The organism is Variovorax pasteuri (assembly GCF_051216435.1).
Classification (GTDB): Bacteria; Pseudomonadota; Gammaproteobacteria; order Burkholderiales; family Burkholderiaceae_C; genus Variovorax.
The window spans coordinates 936,265-954,609 of the sequence record NZ_JBPJZS010000001.1 but is presented as its reverse complement, the minus strand read 5'-3'; the positions used below and the strand labels follow the sequence as shown (position 1 = coordinate 954,609).

The 18,345-nt window shown below is 68.5% G+C and carries 19 protein-coding genes; 15 read left to right on the top strand and 4 right to left on the bottom strand.

Annotated features, from left to right (window positions below; translation table 11 throughout):
- Positions 1-26: 26 nt before the first annotated feature.
- The 6 genes from ACSFBM_RS04455 to ACSFBM_RS04430 all read left to right on the top strand — a co-directional run bounded on the left by ACSFBM_RS04455 (position 27) and on the right by ACSFBM_RS04430 (position 3,880).
- Positions 27-947, top strand: coding sequence for an alpha/beta fold hydrolase (locus ACSFBM_RS04455; protein ID WP_435436028.1), 921 nt, complete (start codon positions 27-29; stop codon positions 945-947).
- A 7-nt stretch (positions 948-954) separates the two neighbouring features.
- Complete coding sequence (gene fghA / locus ACSFBM_RS04450; RefSeq protein WP_435483310.1) at positions 955-1,833, top strand: S-formylglutathione hydrolase; 879 nt, start codon at positions 955-957, stop codon at positions 1,831-1,833.
- Positions 1,834-1,872: 39 nt separating this feature from the next.
- Positions 1,873-2,367 (top strand): GNAT family N-acetyltransferase, encoded by a 495-nt coding sequence (locus ACSFBM_RS04445; protein ID WP_435483309.1) that lies wholly within the window; start codon positions 1,873-1,875, stop codon positions 2,365-2,367.
- A 22-nt stretch (positions 2,368-2,389) separates the two neighbouring features.
- Positions 2,390-2,785, top strand: coding sequence for a VOC family protein (locus tag ACSFBM_RS04440; RefSeq protein WP_435483308.1), 396 nt, complete (start codon positions 2,390-2,392; stop codon positions 2,783-2,785).
- A 61-nt stretch (positions 2,786-2,846) separates the two neighbouring features.
- Complete coding sequence (locus tag ACSFBM_RS04435) at positions 2,847-3,275, top strand: TfoX/Sxy family protein (RefSeq protein WP_435483307.1); 429 nt, start codon at positions 2,847-2,849, stop codon at positions 3,273-3,275.
- Complete coding sequence (locus tag ACSFBM_RS04430) at positions 3,272-3,880, top strand: 3'-5' exonuclease (RefSeq protein WP_435483306.1); 609 nt, start codon at positions 3,272-3,274, stop codon at positions 3,878-3,880. The genes ACSFBM_RS04435 and ACSFBM_RS04430 overlap by 4 nt, the downstream gene beginning before the upstream one ends.
- A 13-nt stretch (positions 3,881-3,893) precedes the next feature.
- On the opposite strand, the gene ACSFBM_RS04425 is transcribed toward ACSFBM_RS04430, so the two are convergent.
- A complete protein-coding gene (locus ACSFBM_RS04425; protein ID WP_435483305.1) occupies positions 3,894-4,622 on the bottom strand; it encodes an alpha/beta fold hydrolase in 729 nt (242 codons plus the stop codon).
- Between the two features lie 134 nt (positions 4,623-4,756).
- Here ACSFBM_RS04425 and ACSFBM_RS04420 point away from each other — a divergent pair, with 134 nt between their 5' ends.
- Genes ACSFBM_RS04420 through arsH form a run of 4 tightly spaced genes read left to right on the top strand, consistent with a single transcriptional unit; the run spans position 4,757 to position 7,506 of the window.
- Positions 4,757-5,074 (top strand): ArsR/SmtB family transcription factor, encoded by a 318-nt coding sequence (locus tag ACSFBM_RS04420; RefSeq protein ID WP_435483304.1) that lies wholly within the window; start codon positions 4,757-4,759, stop codon positions 5,072-5,074.
- An 8-nt stretch (positions 5,075-5,082) separates the two neighbouring features.
- Entirely contained in the window at positions 5,083-6,375 is a 1,293-nt protein-coding gene (locus tag ACSFBM_RS04415) for an arsenic transporter (RefSeq protein WP_435483723.1), read from the top strand.
- Entirely contained in the window at positions 6,372-6,803 is a 432-nt protein-coding gene (arsC, locus tag ACSFBM_RS04410; protein WP_435483303.1) for an arsenate reductase (glutaredoxin), read from the top strand. The genes ACSFBM_RS04415 and arsC overlap by 4 nt, the downstream gene beginning before the upstream one ends.
- The gene (gene arsH / locus ACSFBM_RS04405; protein ID WP_435483302.1) at positions 6,787-7,506 is read left to right on the top strand and encodes an arsenical resistance protein ArsH; all 720 of its coding nucleotides are present in this window, start codon (positions 6,787-6,789) and stop codon (positions 7,504-7,506) included. The genes arsC and arsH overlap by 17 nt, the downstream gene beginning before the upstream one ends.
- Positions 7,507-7,514: 8 nt before the next feature.
- Here the strand turns inward: arsH and ACSFBM_RS04400 are convergent, their stop codons facing one another.
- The gene (locus tag ACSFBM_RS04400) at positions 7,515-8,483 is read right to left on the bottom strand and encodes an AraC-like ligand-binding domain-containing protein (protein WP_435483301.1); all 969 of its coding nucleotides are present in this window, start codon (positions 8,481-8,483) and stop codon (positions 7,515-7,517) included.
- Positions 8,484-8,637: 154 nt separating this feature from the next.
- Between ACSFBM_RS04400 and gnd the strand changes: the two genes are divergently transcribed.
- Entirely contained in the window at positions 8,638-10,059 is a 1,422-nt protein-coding gene (gnd, locus tag ACSFBM_RS04395) for a decarboxylating NADP(+)-dependent phosphogluconate dehydrogenase (RefSeq protein WP_435483300.1), read from the top strand.
- Between the two features lie 4 nt (positions 10,060-10,063).
- A complete protein-coding gene (locus ACSFBM_RS04390; protein WP_435483299.1) occupies positions 10,064-10,618 on the top strand; it encodes a GNAT family N-acetyltransferase in 555 nt (184 codons plus the stop codon).
- Positions 10,619-10,657: 39 nt separating this feature from the next.
- Here the strand turns inward: ACSFBM_RS04390 and ACSFBM_RS04385 are convergent, their stop codons facing one another.
- The gene (locus tag ACSFBM_RS04385; protein WP_435483298.1) at positions 10,658-11,164 is read right to left on the bottom strand and encodes a gluconokinase; all 507 of its coding nucleotides are present in this window, start codon (positions 11,162-11,164) and stop codon (positions 10,658-10,660) included.
- A 108-nt stretch (positions 11,165-11,272) separates the two neighbouring features.
- Here ACSFBM_RS04385 and ACSFBM_RS04380 point away from each other — a divergent pair, with 108 nt between their 5' ends.
- Genes ACSFBM_RS04380 through ACSFBM_RS04370 form a run of 3 tightly spaced genes read left to right on the top strand, consistent with a single transcriptional unit; the run spans position 11,273 to position 17,263 of the window.
- The gene (locus tag ACSFBM_RS04380) at positions 11,273-14,494 is read left to right on the top strand and encodes an efflux RND transporter permease subunit (RefSeq protein ID WP_435483297.1); all 3,222 of its coding nucleotides are present in this window, start codon (positions 11,273-11,275) and stop codon (positions 14,492-14,494) included.
- A gap of 4 nt (positions 14,495-14,498) precedes the next feature.
- Positions 14,499-15,755 carry an efflux RND transporter periplasmic adaptor subunit gene (locus tag ACSFBM_RS04375; RefSeq protein ID WP_435483296.1) on the top strand — a complete coding sequence of 419 codons (1,257 nt, stop codon included), beginning with the start codon at positions 14,499-14,501 and terminating at the stop codon, positions 15,753-15,755.
- Positions 15,756-15,757: 2 nt separating this feature from the next.
- Positions 15,758-17,263: an efflux transporter outer membrane subunit gene (locus ACSFBM_RS04370; RefSeq protein ID WP_435483722.1), complete on the top strand. Its 1,506-nt coding sequence runs from the start codon at positions 15,758-15,760 to the stop codon at positions 17,261-17,263.
- Here ACSFBM_RS04370 and ACSFBM_RS04365 read toward each other — a convergent pair.
- A complete protein-coding gene (locus tag ACSFBM_RS04365; RefSeq protein ID WP_435483295.1) occupies positions 17,214-18,308 on the bottom strand; it encodes a PA0069 family radical SAM protein in 1,095 nt (364 codons plus the stop codon). The two genes, ACSFBM_RS04370 and ACSFBM_RS04365, sit on opposite strands and share 50 nt — an antisense overlap.
- Positions 18,309-18,345: the final 37 nt, after the last annotated feature.

The following is an 18,345-nucleotide window of genomic DNA, read 5'->3' as shown; positions in this document are numbered from 1 at the left end:
GCGCTCTTCGTGGAGGTGAGCTCGTGATCGAAAGAATGACGCCCCTGCGCAAGATCGAGGCCGGTGTGCTCGAAGTCGCGTACTTCGAAGCCGGCCCCGCCGACGGGCCGCCCGTGCTGCTGATGCACGGGTTTCCGTACGACATCCACACCTACGCCGAAGTCGCGCCCCTGCTGGCAGGGCAAGGCTGCCGCGTCATCGTGCCGTACCTGCGCGGCTATGGCGCCACGCGCTTCCTGAGCGATGCCACGCCGCGCTCGGGCGAACAGGCCGCGCTCGGCGCCGACCTGCTCGCGCTGCTCGACGCGCTGAAGATCGAACGCGCGGTGCTGGCCGGCTACGACTGGGGCGGCCGGGCCGCCTGCGTGGTCGCGGCGCTGTGGCCCGAACGCGTGGCGGGGCTGGTGTCCTTCAACAGCTACAACATCCAGAACATCGCGAAGGCGATGGAGCCGGACACGCCCGCCAACGAGCACAGCCTCTGGTACCAGTACTACTTTCACAGCGAACGCGGCCGCGCCGGCCTTGCCAAAGACCGCAAGGGGCTGACGAAGCTGCTGTGGAAGCTGTGGTCGCCCACGTGGAAGTTCGACGACGCCACCTTCGAGCGCAGCGCCGCCGCCTTCGACCACCCCGACTTCGTGGACGTGGTGATCCAGTCGTACCGCCACCGCTTCGCGCTCGTGCCCGGTGACCCGGCCTACGCCGACATCGAACGCCGGCTCGCGGCCCAGCCGGCCATCACCGTGCCCACCATCACCTTCGACGGCATCGACGACGGCGTGCGCCCGCCGGCCGAGGCGTCGGCCCATGCCCATCGCTTCAGCGGACCGCGCTCGCACCGGCTCGTGCCCGGCGTGGGCCACAACATGCCGCAGGAAGCGCCGCGCACCTTTGCGGATGCCGTGCTCGAACTGGTGCCGGCCCTGCGCGACCAGACCCCATGACCACTCCATGACCGACCACATCCCCAAGACCCTTTCCGCGCACCACGCCTTCGGCGGCGTGCAGAGCTTTCACGAACACGCGTCGCAGGAGATCGGCCTGCCGATGCGCTTTTCGGTCTACCTGCCGCCCCAGGCCGCGCACGCTCGCGTGCCCGCCCTGCTCTACCTCGCGGGCCTGACCTGCAACGAAGAAACCTTCGCGGTGAAGGCCGGCGCACAGCGCCTGGCCGCGAGCATGGGGATTGCGCTGATCGCACCCGACACCAGCCCGCGCGGCGCCGCAGTGGAAAGCCTGCCGGGCGCCAGGGACAGCTGGGACTTCGGCATCGGCGCGGGCTTCTACCTCGACGCGCTGGCCGAACCCTGGGCCACGCACTGGCGCATGGAAAGCTGGATCGTCCATGAGCTGCTGCCGCTGGTGGCGCAGCAGTTCGCCATCGACGGCGACCGCATCGGCATCTTCGGCCACTCGATGGGCGGCCACGGCGCGCTCACGCTGGCGCTGCGGCATCCGGGGCGCTTCAAGTCGTTGTCGGCCTTCGCACCCATCTGCGCGCCCACGCAGTGCCCGTGGGGCGAGAAGGCCTTCGCCGGCTACCTGGGCGAGCCGGGCGCCGACCGCGCGCAGTGGCTGGCGCACGATGCCAGCGCGCTCATGAAGTCGCAGGTGACCGCGCCCTACCCGCAGGGCATCCTGATCGACCAGGGCCTGGCCGACAAATTCCTGGCCGAGCAACTGCATCCCGAGGCGTTCGAAGCCGCCTGCTCCGCAGCGGGCCAGCCGCTGACGCTGCGCCGCCATGCGGGCTACGACCACGGCTACTTCTTCATCCAGAGCTTCATGGCCGACCATATTGCGCACCACGCGCAGACGCTGCACACCTGATCGACCGCGCGGACCGCCCTGGCCCGTATCATGAGTCGCATGTCCGCTGCCCAGATTCCTGCCTTCCAGTTGCGATCGCGCGAAGGCGGTCCCGAAGAGAACATGGTGCTGGCCGGCATCTGGCGCCGCGCCTGGATCGCGGCCAACCGTGGCGCCGCCACCATCGAACCCATCGTCCATTGGCTGCGTCGCGTGCAGGCCGAGTTCGGCCCGCCGGCCGACGTGGTGCTGGCGGAGCGCGACGGCCAGGTGCTCGCCTTCATGGTGCTGCTGGGCCGGCGCGAGTACGTGGCCCAGCTGTTCGTCGAGCCGCACCTGCGCAGCCAGGGCCTGGGAAAGGCGCTGCTCGACGAGGCCTGTGTGCGCATCCCCACCGGCTGGCGGCTGCACGTGGCGGTCACCAACACCTCGGCGCAGCGTTTCTACGAACGCTATGGCCTGGAACGCGGCACGGTCGACCGCCACCCCACCAGCGGGCGCGAACGCATCGCCTACCATTGGTCCCCCTCGCGTCCGCCGTGGCGCGTGGGCTGACCCCTTCTTCTTTTTTCGCCCCATGCGCATCGACCACATCGCACTCTGGACCACCGACCTCGAACGCTGCAAGCGCTTCTATGTCGACTACTTCGGCGCCACCGCCGGCGCGGGCTACACCAACCCGGGCAAGGGCTTCGAATCGTGCTTCCTGAGCCTGGGGGGCGGTGGCGGCGCGCGCATCGAGGCCATGACGACGACCGCGCTCTCGCCCGTGACCGCCGAAGCCGGCGCGCAGCGCATGGGCTGGACGCACCTGGCCATCAGCGTGGGCTCCGACGCCGCGGTCGACGCACTCACGCAGCGCCTGAAGGCCGACGGCTACCCGCTGCTCGACGGCCCGCGCCGCACCGGCGACGGCTACTACGAGAGCGTGGTACTCGACCCGGACGGCAACCGCATCGAGATCACGGCATGAGCGCCGCGCCGGGCCGCCCCAAGCAAGCGCGCACCGCAGTGCGACGCACGGAGGTTGTCGAATGAGCGCCTTCGTCGACAGCCTGCACGAGATCTTCGAGCGCTTCGGGCGCATCACGCCGCGCCGCATGTTCGGCGGCCACGGCATCTTTCACGAGGGCCGCATGATCGCGATCGTGCTCGGCGACACGCTCTACCTGAAGTCCGACGCCGAAAGCGCACCGCACTTCGACCGCCAGAACCTGCCGCCCTTCACGTACATGCGCCAGGGCAAGTCGATGCCCATGTCGTACCGGCAAGCCCCGGCCGACCTGTTCGAAGACCGCGAGGAAGCCGCGCGCTGGGGCCGCCGGGCCTACGAGGCGGCGCTGCGCTCAGGCCAGCCACCCAAGCCCAAAAAAGCGCCCGCCGCCAGGAAGGCAGCGGCCAGGAAAACGCCCGCAAAGAAAGCCGCAGTGAAGAAAAAGACAACGAAAGCAGCCCCCCGGTGAGCGACAACCCCCATCTCCCGCCCCTGCCCGAGCGCGAACAGATCGCGCTGCTCGAGCCCTTCGAGGGCCTCGGCCTGAAAGACATCGTCGTCGTCGCCACGCAGCAGGACGCCGAGCGCGCCGCCGCCGCGCTGCTGGCCGCAGGCATCGCGGGCTTCGACACCGAATCGAAACCCACCTTCGCGAAGAACGAAGTCTCGGGCGGCCCGCACGTGGTGCAGTTCTCCACGCGCGACACGGCCTGGCTGTTCCAGCTGCACCGCACGGAATGCAACCCGGTGGTGGCCGCGCTGATCGCCTCGACCGAACTGCGCAAGGTCGGCTTCGGCCTGTCGGGCGACCTCACGCTGATTCGCAACCGGCTGAACATCGAACCGGGCGCGGTGTTCGACATCGACACCGAATTCCGCCACCGCGGCTACCGCAAGTCGGTCGGCGTGAAGGCGGCGGTGGCGCTGGTGTTCAACCGCCGCTTCATCAAGTCGCGCAAGGCGACCACCTCGAACTGGGCCAACAGGCAGCTCACCGAGGCACAGATCCGCTACGCCGCGAACGACGCCTATGCGTCGATCCGCGTGTACGACGCGCTCTTCGGCGGCAACTGAACGCCCTGCTCGCTCAGTCGCGCCCCGCCTCGAGGATGGCCTGCGCCAGCCGCTGCGGGTTCGAGAAGAACATCTCGTGGCTGCCGGGGCACTCCACCAGCCTGAACAGGCCCAGCCGCTCCGACAGCCGCGGATGCCAGGGCAGGCTGTGCGGCAGCGCCGTGTCCTGCTGGCAATTGACGTAGGACTTGCCCAGCGCCAGCGCCGCCAGCGGCTGGCTCAGCCGAATCTTGTCGGTGAAGGTGCGGTACGGATGCGGGTTGAGTTTGTCGTAGGCGGCCTGCGCGGTCGGCAGGTCGGCGTCGTTGATGAAGGCCTCGCGCCAGATCTCGAAGGGCAACGTCACCGCGTTGGCGTTCGCGCCGGCGATGGCATCGAACATCGTCACGTAGTGCGGCGGCACCATGTCGTTGAGCGACTCTCCGTCCAGCGGCACGAAGGCGTTGATGTACACCAGCCGCTTCAGGCGCGGCGCAATGCGCTCAGCCACGCCCGAAATCACCATGCCGCCGTAGCTGTGGCCCACGAGGCGCACCTGCGTGAGGTTGTTCTGCTCGATGTAGCGCACGGCGGATGCAATCGCGTCTTCCAGCGTGGTCGCGGTGCGGTCGTCGCCGGGGTTGTTGCCCGCGAGCGTGGGGCAGTGCACGGTGTGGCCTGCTGCGCGAACGCCGTCGGCCACGGCTTCGATTTCAGCGCCGGTGTGCCACGCGCCGTGGACAAGAACATAGGTGTCGGACATGGGGTCTCCTTCGTTGTGACGAAGCCAGACTGTAGGAACGGCGGCGCGCCGCAAATGGCCGATGCCTGCCAGCCCGATGGCCGGTTCGTGCCGGACGGTTTGCTCCAGTTCAATTGTTCAACGATACTTGAACTATGAAAGAAAACGACGTTGTCCGCTCGCTGGCCGCTTTGGCGCAACCCATCCGCCTTCGGGTGTTCCGCGCGCTGGTGGTGGCCGGGCCCGCCGGCCTCACGCCCGGCACGCTGACCGAATCGCTGGAGGTGTCGGCCACCAGCCTGTCGTTCCACCTCAAGGAACTGATGAACTCGGGGCTGGTGTCGCAGGAGCGGCAGGGGCGCAACCTGGTCTACCGGGCCGCGTTCGAGCAAATGAACGGGCTGCTGGCCTATCTCACGGAAAACTGCTGCCAGGGCGAAACCTGCGCCGCCGGGTGCCCGCCGACATGCTGACCGCCCAAATGCTGACCGCCGTCGCGATCTTCGTCTTCACGCTGGTGCTGGTCATCTGGCAGCCGCGCGGCCTGGGCATCGGCTGGAGTGCTTCGCTGGGTGCCGTCATCGCGCTGCTCTTCGGCGTCGTTCACCTCGCAGACATTCCGGTCGTCTGGGGCATCGTGTGGAACGCGACCGCCACCTTCATCGCGGTGATCGTCATCAGTCTGCTGCTCGACGAGGCCGGCTTCTTCGAGTGGGCCGCGCTGCACGTGGCGCGCTGGGGCAACGGGCGCGGGCGGCTGCTGTTCGCCTTCATCGTGCTGCTGGGCGCGGCCGTGTCGGCGCTGTTCGCCAACGACGGCGCGGCGCTCATCCTCACGCCCATCGTCATGGCGATGCTGGTCGCGCTCGGGTTCACGCCGGCCGCCACGCTGGCGTTCGTGATGGCGGCGGGCTTCATCGCCGACACCGCGAGCCTGCCGCTGATCGTGTCGAACCTGGTGAACATCGTGTCGGCCGATTTCTTCAGGATCGGCTTCAACGCGTACGCCGCGGTCATGGTGCCGGTGAACATGGCGGCGGTGCTCGCGAGCCTGCTGGTGTTGATGCTCTACTTCCGCCGCGGCATTCCAGCGAGCTACGACCTGAGGCAGCTGAAGTTGCCCACAGAGGCGATCCGCGACGTTCACACCTTCCGCGCCGGCTGGGTGGTGCTGGCGCTGCTGCTGGTCGGCTTCTTCGGCCTGGAACCCCTGGGCATTCCCGTGAGCGCGGTGGCAGCCTTGGGTGCGGTCGTCCTGCTCGCGGTTGCCGGGCGCGGCCCGGTCATCAGCACGAAGAAGGTGCTGCGCGGCGCGCCGTGGCAGATCGTCGTGTTCTCGCTGGGCATGTACCTCGTGGTGTACGGGCTGCGCAACGCCGGGCTGACCGACCAGATCGCCAGGCTGCTGAACGTGTTTGCGCAAGGCGGCGTGTGGGGCGCGGCCATGGGCACGGGCTTTCTGACTGCGGTGCTTTCTTCTGTGATGAACAACATGCCGACCGTGCTGGTCGGTGCGCTCTCCATCGACGCCTCGGGCGCCACCGGCGTGGTGAAGGAAGCCATGGTCTACGCCAACGTCATCGGTTGCGACCTGGGCCCGAAGATCACGCCGATCGGCAGCCTGGCCACGCTGCTCTGGCTGCATGTGCTCGCCAGGAAAGGCATGGCGATCGGCTGGGGCTACTACTTCAAGGTCGGCATCGTGCTGACCGTGCCGGTGCTGTTCGTGACCCTCGCGGCACTGGCGATTCGACTCAACCTCTCCCTGCCATGAACGACATCACCATCTATCACAACCCCGCCTGCGGCACGTCCCGCAACGTGCTCGCGCTGATCCGCAACACGGGCGACGAGCCCACCGTCATCGAGTACCTGAAGACACCGCCCGACCGCGCCACGCTGACGCGGCTGATCGCGGCGATGGGCGTGTCCGTGCGCGACGTGCTGCGCCGCAAGGGAACGCCGTACGACGAACTGGGCCTGGACGACCCGAAGTGGACCGACGAACAACTGATCGGCTTCATGCTGCAGCACCCGGTTCTCATCAACCGGCCGATCGTGGTCACGCCGCTGGCCACGCGCCTGTGCCGCCCGTCCGAAGCGGTGCTCGACATCCTGCCGCGCCCGCAGCAAGGCGCCTTTTCCAAGGAAGACGGCGAAGCCGTCATCGACGCGAAAGGCCAGCGTGTCTCAAGGCCCTGAACTGGCGAACATCGATGCGGACAACTTCCGCCAACCCGAGCTGCGCCATCTGCTGCCCACGGCGCGCGCCACGCACGCACCGCGCATCCTGCTGCTCTACGGCTCGTTGCGCGAACGCTCGTACAGCCGGCTGCTGACCGAGGAAGCCGCGCGCCTGCTGCAGGCCCTGGGCGCCGAGCCGCGCATCTACGATCCACGCGGGCTTCCGCTGCCGGACGACGCGCCCGACGACCACCCGAAGGTGAAGGAACTGCGCGAGAGCGCGCAATGGGCCGAGGGCATGGTGTGGACATCGCCGGAACGACACGGCGCGATGACCGGGATCATGAAGGCGCAGATCGACTGGATCCCGCTGGCCGTCGGCTCGGTGCGGCCCACGCAGGGCAAGACGCTCGCGGTGATGCAGGTGTCGGGCGGTTCGCAGTCGTTCAACGCGGTGAACCAGTTGCGCGTGCTGGGCCGCTGGATGCGCATGGTCACCATCCCCAACCAGTCGTCGGTGGCCAAGGCGTTCATGGAGTTCGAGGACAACGGGCGCATGAAGCCGTCGCCCTACTACGAGCGCGTGGTCGACGTGATGGAAGAGCTGGTGAAGTTCACGCTGCTCACGCGCGACTGCGCGGACTACCTGGTCGACCGCTACAGCGAGCGGCGCGAAAGCGCGCTGGCGCTGTCGAAGCGGGTCAACCTGCGCAGCATCTGAGCGCGGGCTCAGTGCCGCAGCAGGCGCCGCAGCGCACCGGGCGTCGTGCCCAGGTGCCTGCGGCACTGCCGCACGAAGTGCGAGGCGTCCGCCAGGCCCACGCGAAAGCCGATCTCCGCGATGCTCAGCCGGTCGAAGCGCGCATCGGCCAGCATGCGACGCGCCACCTGCATGCGGAAGTCCACCAGCGCGTTGGCGAAGGTGGTGGCGCTCTCGCCTTCCGCCAGGCAGCGGTGCAGGCTGCGCTCCGAAATGCCCAGCCCACGCGCCACGCCCGCCGCCGTGAGGCCGGGTTCGGCATGCCGCTCGCGCGTGGCGTCGAGCACGCGGCGGCGCAGCGCCGCGCGGCCCTCGCTGGCCGGCTCCGACGGCCCCTTTCCGAGTGCCAACGCCAGCAGGCCGCCCAGTTGGTCGCACAGCAACGCAGCCGGCAACGGCGGCTTTGCGGCCACATCGGGCGTCAGCTGCCGCACGAAGGCGCTCAGCACGGCGCCCCACCCCGCCTGGGCGTCGATGCGGCGCGCCACCTGGTCGCCGGCATCGGGCAACCACGCGTCGACCCAGGCGGTCGGCAACTCGAGTGACAGGGTGTCGGCCGATTGCAGCAAGTGAAATTCATACAGCCGTCGTGAATCGACCAGCACCGCGTCGCCCGGCAGCAGCCGCGCGCAGCGCTCCTCCTGCACCGTGACCCAGGGCGAATCAGTCTTGCACAGCAGGTAGTAGTAGTTGTGGCGGCTGTGGGCAATGGCGCGCCGCGTGCGGTACACGTCCTGCGCGCTGCCGCGCACCTGGTTGACCACCAGGGGACCGAGCGGCGCCGATTCCAGCGTGGCGCCGAAGCTGCCGCCGGCCTGGCTGGTCACGTCCATCTCCAGGAAGCCCTCGCAGACCGCGCCCACCCAGTAGTCCAGCCGCTGCGCGGGCGGCACGGCGTCGGTGGACCAGCGCTGGAGGGCGTCGATGGCTTGGCTCATGCGCGCCGAACATACCCAAGCCGTGCCCGCTTGCCAAGCGGGTATAGACCATCTCCCACGGCAGGGCGCCCGCCACACCGGCAAAATGGCCGGCGAACCAACCCGTGCGCGGGGCATTCCGGCGCACGCACATGAAAGAAGGGCAAGACGGGTCATGAGCAACAAAAGCGATTTCGGACTGATCGGACTGGCAGTGATGGGCCAGAACCTCGTGCTGAATGTGGAAAGCCGCGGCTTCCAGGTCAGCGTCTACAACCGCACCGAGGCCACCACTGAAGCCTTCGTGGCCGCCAACCCCGGCAAGAAGCTGGTGGGCGCCAAGACGCTCGAGGAGTTCGTGCAGAGCCTGGCCAAGCCCCGCAAGATCCAGATCATGGTGAAGGCCGGCGCGCCGGTCGACCAGGTCATCGAGCAACTCATTCCGCTGCTGGACAAGGACGACATCGTCATCGACGGCGGCAACAGCCTCTACACCGACACCGAGCGCCGCGACGCCTACCTCAGCAGCAAGGGCCTGCGCTTCATCGGCGCGGGCGTGTCGGGCGGTGAAGAAGGCGCGCGCAAGGGCCCGTCGATCATGCCGGGCGGCCCGCTCTCCACCTGGGAAGTGATGAAGCCGATCTTCGAGAGCATCGCGGCCAAGGTGGACGGCGAGCCCTGCGTCATTCACATCGGCCCGGGCGGCGCCGGCCACTACGTGAAGATGGTGCACAACGGCATCGAGTACGGCGACATGCAGCTCATCTGCGAGGCCTACAGCCTGTTCAAGGCCGCTGGCTTCACCACCGACGAGATGGCCGCCATCTTCACCGAGTGGAACGACGGCGAGCTGCAGAGCTACCTGATCCAGATCACCGCCAAGGCGCTGGAGCAGAAAGACCCCGAAACAGGCAACCCGATCGTCGACATGATCCTGGACAAGGCCGGCCAGAAGGGCACGGGCCAGTGGACGCTGATCAACGCGGCGGAGAACGCGGTGGTCATCAGCACCATCAACGCCGCCGTCGAGGCGCGTGTGCTGTCGTCGCAGAAGAAGGCGCGCGTGGCGGCCAGCAAGGTGCTGCAGGGGCCGAAGATCGAACTCTCGCTCGAGAAGAAGGCGCTGGTGGCCAAGGTGCACGACGCGCTGTATGCGTCCAAGGTCATCAGCTACACGCAGGGCTTCGACCTGATCAAGACGATGGGCGACAAGAAGGAATGGAAGCTCGACCTGGGCGGCATCGCGTCCATCTGGCGCGGCGGCTGCATCATTCGCGCGCGCTTCCTGAACCGCATCACCGACGCCTTCCGCACCGACCCGGCGCTGAACAACCTGATGCTCGACCCCTTCTTCAAGGACCTGCTGAACCGCACGCAGCAAAACTGGCGTGACACGGTGGCGCTGGCCGTGAGCAACGGCATTCCGGTGCCTGCCTTCAGCGCCTCGCTGGCCTACTACGACAGCTACCGCACCGAGCGCCTGCCGGCCAACCTGCTGCAGGCGCAGCGCGACTTCTTCGGCGCGCACACGTACGAGCGCACGGACAAGCCCGAAGGAAAATTTTTCCACACCGACTGGCCCGAAGTCATAGGCTGATGCCATGCCGGCCCTCGACTACCCCAGCCACCTGGTCGAGGACTGGCAACTGAGCGACGGCACGCCGGTGCGGATCCGCCCGATCCGCGCCGACGACCTGGCCCTGCACACGGCCTTCGTGGCGGGCCTGTCGAGCGAGACGGGCTACCACCGCCTGCTGTCGACGCGAAAGCCGCAGCCCGACGAACTGTGGCGCATGACCCATATCGACTACGGGCACGAGCTCGCCCTCATCGCGACCACCGAGGTCGACGGCGCCGAGCAGCAGATGGGCGTGGTGCGCTATGTGCGCGGCGAAACGCCAGCGACCGCGCACATCGCCGAATTCGCCGTGGTCATCGCCGATGCGTGGCAACGCCACGGCGTTGCACTGAAGCTCCTGCGCAAGCTGATCGATGCGGCCAGGGCGGCCGGCGTGAAGCAGCTGGCGGACATCACGCTGTACGACAACGTCGGCATGCTGGCGCTGGCGCGCAAGCTGGGGTTCAAGCTGCAGCGCGACACGGGCAATCGCAACGTCACGCGGCTGCGGCTTGAGTTGGATTTGCCTGCACGCTGAGGCCTCCGGTTCAGGGACCCCGAAAAAACGAAGAAAGACTCAGCCGGCAGCAAGCCAGGCTTGGACCCGGGCCACCGCCTGCCCCAGCGGCGCAGTCGCATCCACCGCCAGCACACCCGCCTCACCGACAGGCGATTCGAGGGTCGCGAACTGGTTGGCCACCAGGCTCGCCGGAAACATGTGCTCCCCGGCGCCAGCGCGCGCCGCCACCCGGCGCTCGGACTCCGCCCGCTCGATCGCCATGAACACGAAGCGCAGCCCCGGTGCCGCAGCGCGCAACTGCTCGCGGTAACTGCGCTTGAGCGCCGAGCAAGTCAGCACCGCCCCCTGCGGCGCCCCGGCCAGCGCGCGGCCCAAGGTGGCCAGCCAGCCGGCGCGGTCGGCATCGGTCAACGCAATGCCCCGGCTCATCTTCTCGACGTTGGCCGGCGGATGGTGGTCGTCGCCTTCTATGAGCGGCAGCCCGAGGGCTGTGGCCAGCGCCGCGCCCAGGCTCGACTTGCCGCATCCCGACACGCCCATCACTACCAGCCAGACCCTGTCCATATGCACCCTTTTGGTAAAGCGCCACACCCGAAAAATGGCGCCAGCAAACTTAAATCTACTTCCTTATGATGCGACACCTTTTTCCGTCGGAAGCAGAGAGCCCGCGCCATGGTCCAGCTTGCGTTGCGTCGTCCGTACACCTTCATCGTCATGGCGATGCTGATCGTGCTGGCCACGCCTTTTGTCCTGGCGCGCATGGCCACCGACATCTTCCCGGAAATCAACATTCCGGTGGTCAGCGTCATCTGGAACTACACCGGCCTGCCGGCCCAGGAAATGGGGCAGCGCATCTCCGGCCAGGTCGAGCGCGGGCTCACCACCACGGTGAGCGACATCGAGCACATCGAGTCGCAGTCGCTCGCCGGCGTGTCGATCATCAAGGTGTTCTTCCAGCCCACCGCCAACATCGAGATGGCCATCTCGCAGGTGGTGGCCTCCATGCAGGCGCAGGTGCGCCAGCTGCCGCCGGGCATCACGCCGCCGCTGGTCATCAAGTATTCGGCCTCCAGCGTGCCGGTGATCCAGCTGGCGCTGTCCAGCCCCACGCGCTCTGAAAACTCGCTGTTCGACGCCACCGTCAACCAGCTGCGCCCGCAGCTCATCACGGTGCCGGGCGCAGCCATTCCGTTTCCGTACGGCGGCAAGAACCGGCTGATTTCGGTCGACCTCGACACCCAGGCGCTGCAGGCGCGCGGCCTGTCGCCGGCCGATGTGGTGAACGCGGTCAACACGCAGAACCTGATTCTTCCCTCGGGCACGGCCAAGTTCGGTTCCACCGAATACAACGTGAAGATGAACGGCTCGCCCGACGCCATCGCGGGCCTGAACGACCTGCCGGTGCGCACCGTGAACGGCGCCACCACCTACCTGCGCGACGTGGCCTACGTGCGCGACGGCTTCTCGCCGCAGACCAACGTGGTGCGCCAGGACGGCATGCGGGGCGTGCTGCTGTCGGTGCTGAAGAACGGCGGCGCCTCCACGCTGGACATCGTGTCGAACATCCGCGCCATGCTGCCCATTGCCGCGCAGACGATGCCCGAAGACATCAAGATCACGCCGCTGTTCGACCAGTCGGTGTTCGTGAAGGCGGCGGTGAAGGGCGTGGTGTTCGAGGCCATTCTGGCCGCCGCGCTCACCGCCGCGATGGTGCTGCTGTTCCTGGGCAACTGGCGCAGCACGCTGATCATCGGGCTGACCATTCCGCTGTCGATCCTGGCGTCCATCCTGGTGCTGTACGCGCTGGGCGAAACGCTCAACCTCATGACGCTGGGCGGGCTGGCACTTTCGGTGGGCATCCTGGTGGACCAGGCGATCGTGACCATCGAGAACATCGAGCGGCACCTGCACATGGGCACGCCGCTGAAAGAGTCCATCGAGGTGGGCGCGGGCGAAATCGGCTCGGCCGCCTTCGTCTCCACGCTGTGCATCTGCATCGTGTTCGTGCCGATGTTCTTCCTCTCGGGCGTGGCGCGCTTCCTGTTCGTGCCGCTGGCAGAGGCGGTGGTGTTCGCCATGCTGGCCTCCTACCTGCTCTCGCGCACGCTGGTGCCCACGCTGGTGATGCTGCTCATGAGCGGCTCGCATGGCGGCGGCCACGAACCGGCGGAAGGGACGAAGCAAAGCCCGCTGCAGCGCCTGTACCGCGCCTTCGACCGCCGCTTCGAGCGCGTGCGCCGCGCCTACACGCTGGTGCTGTCGGCGGTGCTCTCGAAGCGGGCCGGGTTCATCGGCCTGTTCCTGGGCTTCTGCCTGCTGTCGTGCCTGCTGTACCCGGCGCTGGGCCGCGACTTCTTCCCGACGGTGGACGCCGGCCAGATCCGACTGCACCTGCGCGCCCCCACCGGCACCCGCATCGAGGAAACCGCGCGCCTCACCGACCAGGTGGAGGCCGCCATCCGCGAGCTGGTGCCGCCGGACCAGCTCGAGACCATCCTGGACAACCTGGGCGTGCCCAACAGCGGCATCAACCTGTCGTACAGCAACGCCGGCACCATCGGCACCTTCGACGGCGAGCTGCTGCTGTCGCTGAAGGAGGGCCACCGGCCGACCGAGCACTTCGTGGCTATCCTTCGGGCCGAGCTGCCCAGGCGCTTTCCGGGCATCGAGTTCTTCTTCCAACCGGCGGACATCGTCACGCAGATCCTGAACTTCGGCCTGCCCGCGGCCATCGACGTGCAGTTCAGCGGCAACGACATGGCCGGCAACGCCGCCCGCGCCGCCGAACTGACCAAGGCGATCCGCCAGATTCCGGGCGCGGTCGACGCCCATGTGCACCAGCGCCTGGACGGCCCCGCGCTCAGCCTGCAGATGGACCGCACGCGGCTTCAGCAGTACGGCCTGACGGCGGCCAACGTGGGGCAGAACGTGCTCATCGCGCTGTCGGGCAGCTCGCAGACGGCGCCGGCCTTCTGGCTGAACCCGGTGAACGGCGTGGTCTACAGCATCGCGGTGCAGACGCCGCAGTACACGGTCGATTCGCTCGACTCGCTGCTGAACATTCCGGTGGGCACGGGGGCAGGCACGGCTGGCGGCAACGGCGCGCAGCAGTTGCTCGGCAACCTCGTGACCAGCCAGGCCGACCGCCAGCCGGCCGTGATGTCGCGCTACAACATCGCGCCGGTCATCGACGTGTACGTGAGCGTGCAGGGCACCGACCTCGCCAGCGTGGCCTCGAAGGTGCAGAAGCTGGTCGACGAGATGCGCCCCAAGCTCTCGCGCGGCAGCCGCGTCGAGGTGCGCGGGCAGGTGCAGACCATGCAGTCGTCGTTCATCGGCCTGGGCGTGGGGCTGGCCATGGCCATCGTGCTGGTGTACCTGCTGATCGTGGTCACGTTCCAGTCGTGGCTGGACGCGGCCATCATCATCACCGCGCTGCCGGCCGCGCTGGCGGGCATTGCGTGGATGCTGTTCATCACCGGCACCACGCTGAGCGTGCCGGCGCTCACGGGCGCCATCATGACCATGGGCGTGGCCACGGCCAACTCCATCCTGCTGGTGTCGTTCGCGCGCGAGCGGCTGCACGCGGGCATTCCGCCGCTGTCGGCTGCGCTGGAAGCCGGCGCCACCCGCGTCCGCCCGGTGCTGATGACGGCGCTGGCGATGATCATCGGCATGATCCCGATGGCGCTGGGCCTGGGCGAAGGCGCCGAGCAGAACGCGCCGTTGGGCCGCGCGGTGATCGGTGGCCTGATCTTTGCCACGGTGTCGACATTGTTTTTCGTTCCCGCGGTGTTCGCGGGGGTGCACAGTCGGCTTGCGCACCGCCGTGCGGCACGCGAAGCCTCGCAACAGCCACAACCGCCAGCGGGCGCAGCGCCCCAGGAGAACTGATTCCATGACGGAGCAACGCCATTCGGCATTGGCCATCCACCCCATCGCCGCGGAAGAGGGCGAAGGCGAACTGCTGCGCCGCCGGCAGATCGTGCGGCGCACGCGCTGGCTGGTGCTGATCGTCCTGGTGCTGCTGGCGCTGGGCGCCGCGCGCACCGTGTTCGTGCGCATGGCCAATGCCCGCGCTCTCGAGGCGGGCACCACCGAGCGCGCAAAGCAGTACGTGCAGACCGCCCTGCCCCGCACGCCCACCGCCGGCCAGACGCTGGCGCTGCCCGGGACGCTGCAGGGCTTCGTGCAGTCGCCCATTTCGGCGCGCGCCAGCGGCTACCTCAAGCGCTGGACCAAGGACATCGGCAGCCGCGTCGAAAAGGGCGAGCTGCTCGCAGAGATCGAGACGCCCGAAATCGACCAGCAGCTGTCGCAGGCCGTGGCCGCGCGCGCGCAGGCCGCCTCGGGCCTGGCGCTCGCGCAGAGCACCGCCGAGCGCTGGGAAGCGCTGCGCAAGAAGGACGTGGTTTCGCAGCAAGACCTGGACGAACGCCGCGGCGCCGTGGCACAGGCCACTTCGAACGTGGCCGCGGCCGATGCCAACGTGCAGCGCCTGAAGCAGACCGAGGGCTTCAAGCGCGTGGTGGCGCCGTTCGCGGGCGTGATCACGCGGCGCAACGTCGACACGGGCGACCTGATCGATGCCGGCGCGGGCGGCGGCGCCGGGCGCGCGCTGTTCCTGCTGGCGCAGACCGACCCGCTGCGCGTGTACATCAACGTGCCGCAGGCCTACGCCCAGCTCGTGAAGACGGGCCAGCCGGTGGTGGTGACACAGGCCGAGCTGCGCGGCCAGAGCTTCAAGGGCGAGGTGGCGCGCACGGCCGGCTCCATCGACGCGACCACGCGGATGATGCAGGTCGAGGTCTCCCTGCCCAACAAGGACGGCGCACTGCTGCCGGGCGCCTATGTGCAGGTGTCGCTGCCGCTGGCGGCCAGCCGCACGCTCACCGTGCCGTCGAACGCGCTGCTGTTCCGCGCCGAGGGCACGCGCATCGCGGTGGTCGATGCGCAAGGCCGCATCGGCCTGCGCCCCGTGACGCTGGGGCGCAACTACGGCGAGAACGTCGAAGTGCTCGACGGGCTCGAAGGCACCGACCGCATGGTGCTGAACCCCTCCGATTCGCTGGCGGACGGCGACATGGTGGCCGTGGCGCCCGACGCGCCGCCGCCCGCGGCCAAGGGCGCCGCGCCGAAGAAGGAGCCGGCGTGAGACTGCGACTGCCGGCTGCAGCGAGGGCAAGGGCTTGCGTCGCGCTTCCCGCGCTCGTTGCACTTCTTGCAGGCTGCGCCGTCGGCCCCGACTACAAGACCCCCGACACGCCCCTGCCCGTCAGCTGGAAGCTGGAGGAGCCCTGGCGCGTGAGCACACCCAGCGACAGCGCCGACAAGGGCCCGTGGTGGCAGCGCTTCGGCGACGCGCAACTCGACGCGCTGCAGGCGCAGGCACTGGCCGGCAGCCCCACGCTCACGATCGCCAATGCGCGGCTGGCCCAGGCGCGTGCTGCGCTGGCCTCGAACGCAGCCAGCCAGTACCCGCAGTTGGGCCTGGGCACCCGCGCATCGCGCCTGAAGATTTCCGCCAACCGGCCGCTCACCAACTACGCCAGCGCCAACGCATCGACCGTGCAGAACGACTTTGCGCTGTCGCTCAACGCCAGCTACGAGGTCGACCTGGCCGGCCGTGTGCAGCGCACCGTCGAGGGCGCCACGGCGTCCGCCGAGCAGTCCGCGGCCGACCTGGCGAACACGCGGCTGCTGCTGAGCGCCGACGTGGCCAGCAACTACTTCAACCTGCGCTCCAGCGACGTCGAGCTCGACGTGATCTCGCGCTCGGTCGGCCTGCAGCGCCGCGCGCTCGAACTGGTGACGGCGCGCCATGACCTGGGCGCCGTGTCGGGCCTCGACGTGGCGCAGCAGCAGGCGCTGCTGGAGACCACGCTCACGCAGATCGACGTGCTGAAGAAGCAGCGCGCGCAGTACGAGCACGCACTGGCCACCCTCACCGGCACGCCCGCGCCCAGCTTTTCGCTGCCGGTGGACCTGCGCGAGATCCGTCCGCCTGCGGTGCCGCTGGGCGTGCCGTCTGAAATTCTGCAGCGCCGGCCCGACGTGGCTTCGGCCGAACGCGCCATGGCCGCGGCCAACGCACAGATCGGCGTGGCCACCGCGGCCTTCTACCCGAGCGTGTTCATCTCGCCGACGCTGGGCGTGGACAGCCGCATGATCGAGTCGCTGTTCAACGGCCCCAGCCTGCTGTGGTCGGTGGGCGTGTCGGCCACGCAGGTGCTGTTCGACGGCGGCCGGGTGCGCGCGAACGTCGACTTCGCCAAGGCCGGCTACGACGCCACCGTGGGCAGTTACCGCCGCACCGTGCTCACCGCCATGCAGGAGGTGGAAGACGGGATCACCGGGCTTTCGGCGCTCGACAGCGCCACCAGACAGGCGCAGGCCGCCGTGACGGCCGCGCGCCGCGTGCTGGACATGGCGACCAGCCGCTACGAGGGCGGTGCGTCGACCTACCTCGACGTGATCACCGCGCAGCAGTCGCTGCTGACGGTGGAGCGCCAGGCCGCGCAGTTGCAGGGGCAGCGGCTGCTGACGGCGGTGTTCCTGGTGAAGGCGCTGGGGGGCGACTGGTGCGGCATGGACGGCCTCGCTGCCGTCGGACCTAGAACAGGCTGCCCTGCCCCGCAGCCCCAGGTGGTCGGAACGCGCTGATGTCGAGCGGGATGCGCTCGCGGTTGAAGCCGATGCGGTGGGTGGCTTTCATGAAGCGCTGGTTGATCAGGTCGGCCCACAGGCCCGAGCCCTTCATGCGCGTGGCGAAGTCGGCGTCGTAGTCCTTGCCGCCGCGCATGTCGTGGATGCGCGCCATGATGCGGTCCGCCCGCTGCGGGTAGTGCAGCGACAGCCATTCCTTGAAGAGCGGCGCCACCTCCCAGGGCAAGCGCACCACCGTGTAGAAGGCGCTGCGCGCACCGGCCTCCCAGGCGGCTTCGAGCACCTGCTCCATGTCTTCGGTGACGAACGGGATCTGCGGCGCCACGCTCACCCCCACCGGCACGCCCGCCTCGGCCAGCGTGCGAATGGTGCGCAGCCGCCGGTGCGGCGCCGCGGCGCGCGGCTCCAGCTTGCGCGCGAGTTCGCCGTCGAGCGTGGTCACGGTGATGTAAACGGCGGCCAGGCGGTCGGCGGCCATGGGCGCGATCAGGTCGAGGTCGCGTTCGATGGCGCTCGACTTGGTGACCAGCGCGAACGGATGCCGCGTTTCCCGCAGCAACTCGATGATCGAACGCGTGAGCCGCAGCTCGCGTTCGATGGGCTGGTAGCAGTCGGTCGCGGTGCCGATGGCGATGTAGCTCGGCCGGTAGCTCTTGCGCGCTAGCTCGCCGCGCAGCACCTCGACGATGTTGCGCTTGGCGATGAGCTTGGTCTCGAAGTCGAGGCCGGGCGACAGGTTGAGGTAGCTGTGCGTGGGGCGCGCAAAACAATAGATGCAACCGTGCTCGCAGCCCCGGTAAGGATTGAGCGAGCGGTCGAAGGAGATGTCGGGCGAGTCGTTGTCGTTGAGCACCGACCTCACGTCCTCGAAGCGCACCTCCGTGGCCAGGGGCTGCAGTTCGTCGGCCTCGGCCACGCCGTCCTCGAGCGTGCCCCAGCCGTCGTCGAAGGCGTTGCGCTCGTCGCTGGAGAAGCGATGCGCCAGCCGCGTGGCCGCACCGCGGCCCTTGATCGCGTGGATGGGAATCTGGGCAGCGGGCATGGCAACTCCTGGATGGCTGGAATTTACTGTTTATTCA

What these genes read in the sequence shown, in the direction of transcription:
- fghA (WP_435483310.1), top strand. Translation starts at nt 955, where the DNA reads ATGACCGACCACATCCCCAAGACCCTTTCCGCGCACCACGCCTTCGGC.
- ACSFBM_RS04445 (WP_435483309.1), top strand. Translation starts at nt 1,873, where the DNA reads ATGTCCGCTGCCCAGATTCCTGCCTTCCAGTTGCGATCGCGCGAAGGC.
- ACSFBM_RS04440 (WP_435483308.1), top strand. Translation starts at nt 2,390, where the DNA reads ATGCGCATCGACCACATCGCACTCTGGACCACCGACCTCGAACGCTGC.
- ACSFBM_RS04435 (WP_435483307.1), top strand. Translation starts at nt 2,847, where the DNA reads ATGAGCGCCTTCGTCGACAGCCTGCACGAGATCTTCGAGCGCTTCGGG.
- ACSFBM_RS04425 (WP_435483305.1), bottom strand. Translation starts at nt 4,622, where the DNA reads ATGTCCGACACCTATGTTCTTGTCCACGGCGCGTGGCACACCGGCGCT.
- ACSFBM_RS04420 (WP_435483304.1), top strand. Translation starts at nt 4,757, where the DNA reads ATGAAAGAAAACGACGTTGTCCGCTCGCTGGCCGCTTTGGCGCAACCC.
- ACSFBM_RS04415 (WP_435483723.1), top strand. Translation starts at nt 5,083, where the DNA reads ATGCTGACCGCCGTCGCGATCTTCGTCTTCACGCTGGTGCTGGTCATC.
- arsC (WP_435483303.1), top strand. Translation starts at nt 6,372, where the DNA reads ATGAACGACATCACCATCTATCACAACCCCGCCTGCGGCACGTCCCGC.
- ACSFBM_RS04400 (WP_435483301.1), bottom strand. Translation starts at nt 8,483, where the DNA reads ATGAGCCAAGCCATCGACGCCCTCCAGCGCTGGTCCACCGACGCCGTG.
- gnd (WP_435483300.1), top strand. Translation starts at nt 8,638, where the DNA reads ATGAGCAACAAAAGCGATTTCGGACTGATCGGACTGGCAGTGATGGGC.
- ACSFBM_RS04390 (WP_435483299.1), top strand. Translation starts at nt 10,064, where the DNA reads ATGCCGGCCCTCGACTACCCCAGCCACCTGGTCGAGGACTGGCAACTG.
- ACSFBM_RS04385 (WP_435483298.1), bottom strand. Translation starts at nt 11,164, where the DNA reads ATGGACAGGGTCTGGCTGGTAGTGATGGGCGTGTCGGGATGCGGCAAG.
- ACSFBM_RS04380 (WP_435483297.1), top strand. Translation starts at nt 11,273, where the DNA reads ATGGTCCAGCTTGCGTTGCGTCGTCCGTACACCTTCATCGTCATGGCG.
- ACSFBM_RS04375 (WP_435483296.1), top strand. Translation starts at nt 14,499, where the DNA reads ATGACGGAGCAACGCCATTCGGCATTGGCCATCCACCCCATCGCCGCG.
- ACSFBM_RS04365 (WP_435483295.1), bottom strand. Translation starts at nt 18,308, where the DNA reads ATGCCCGCTGCCCAGATTCCCATCCACGCGATCAAGGGCCGCGGTGCG.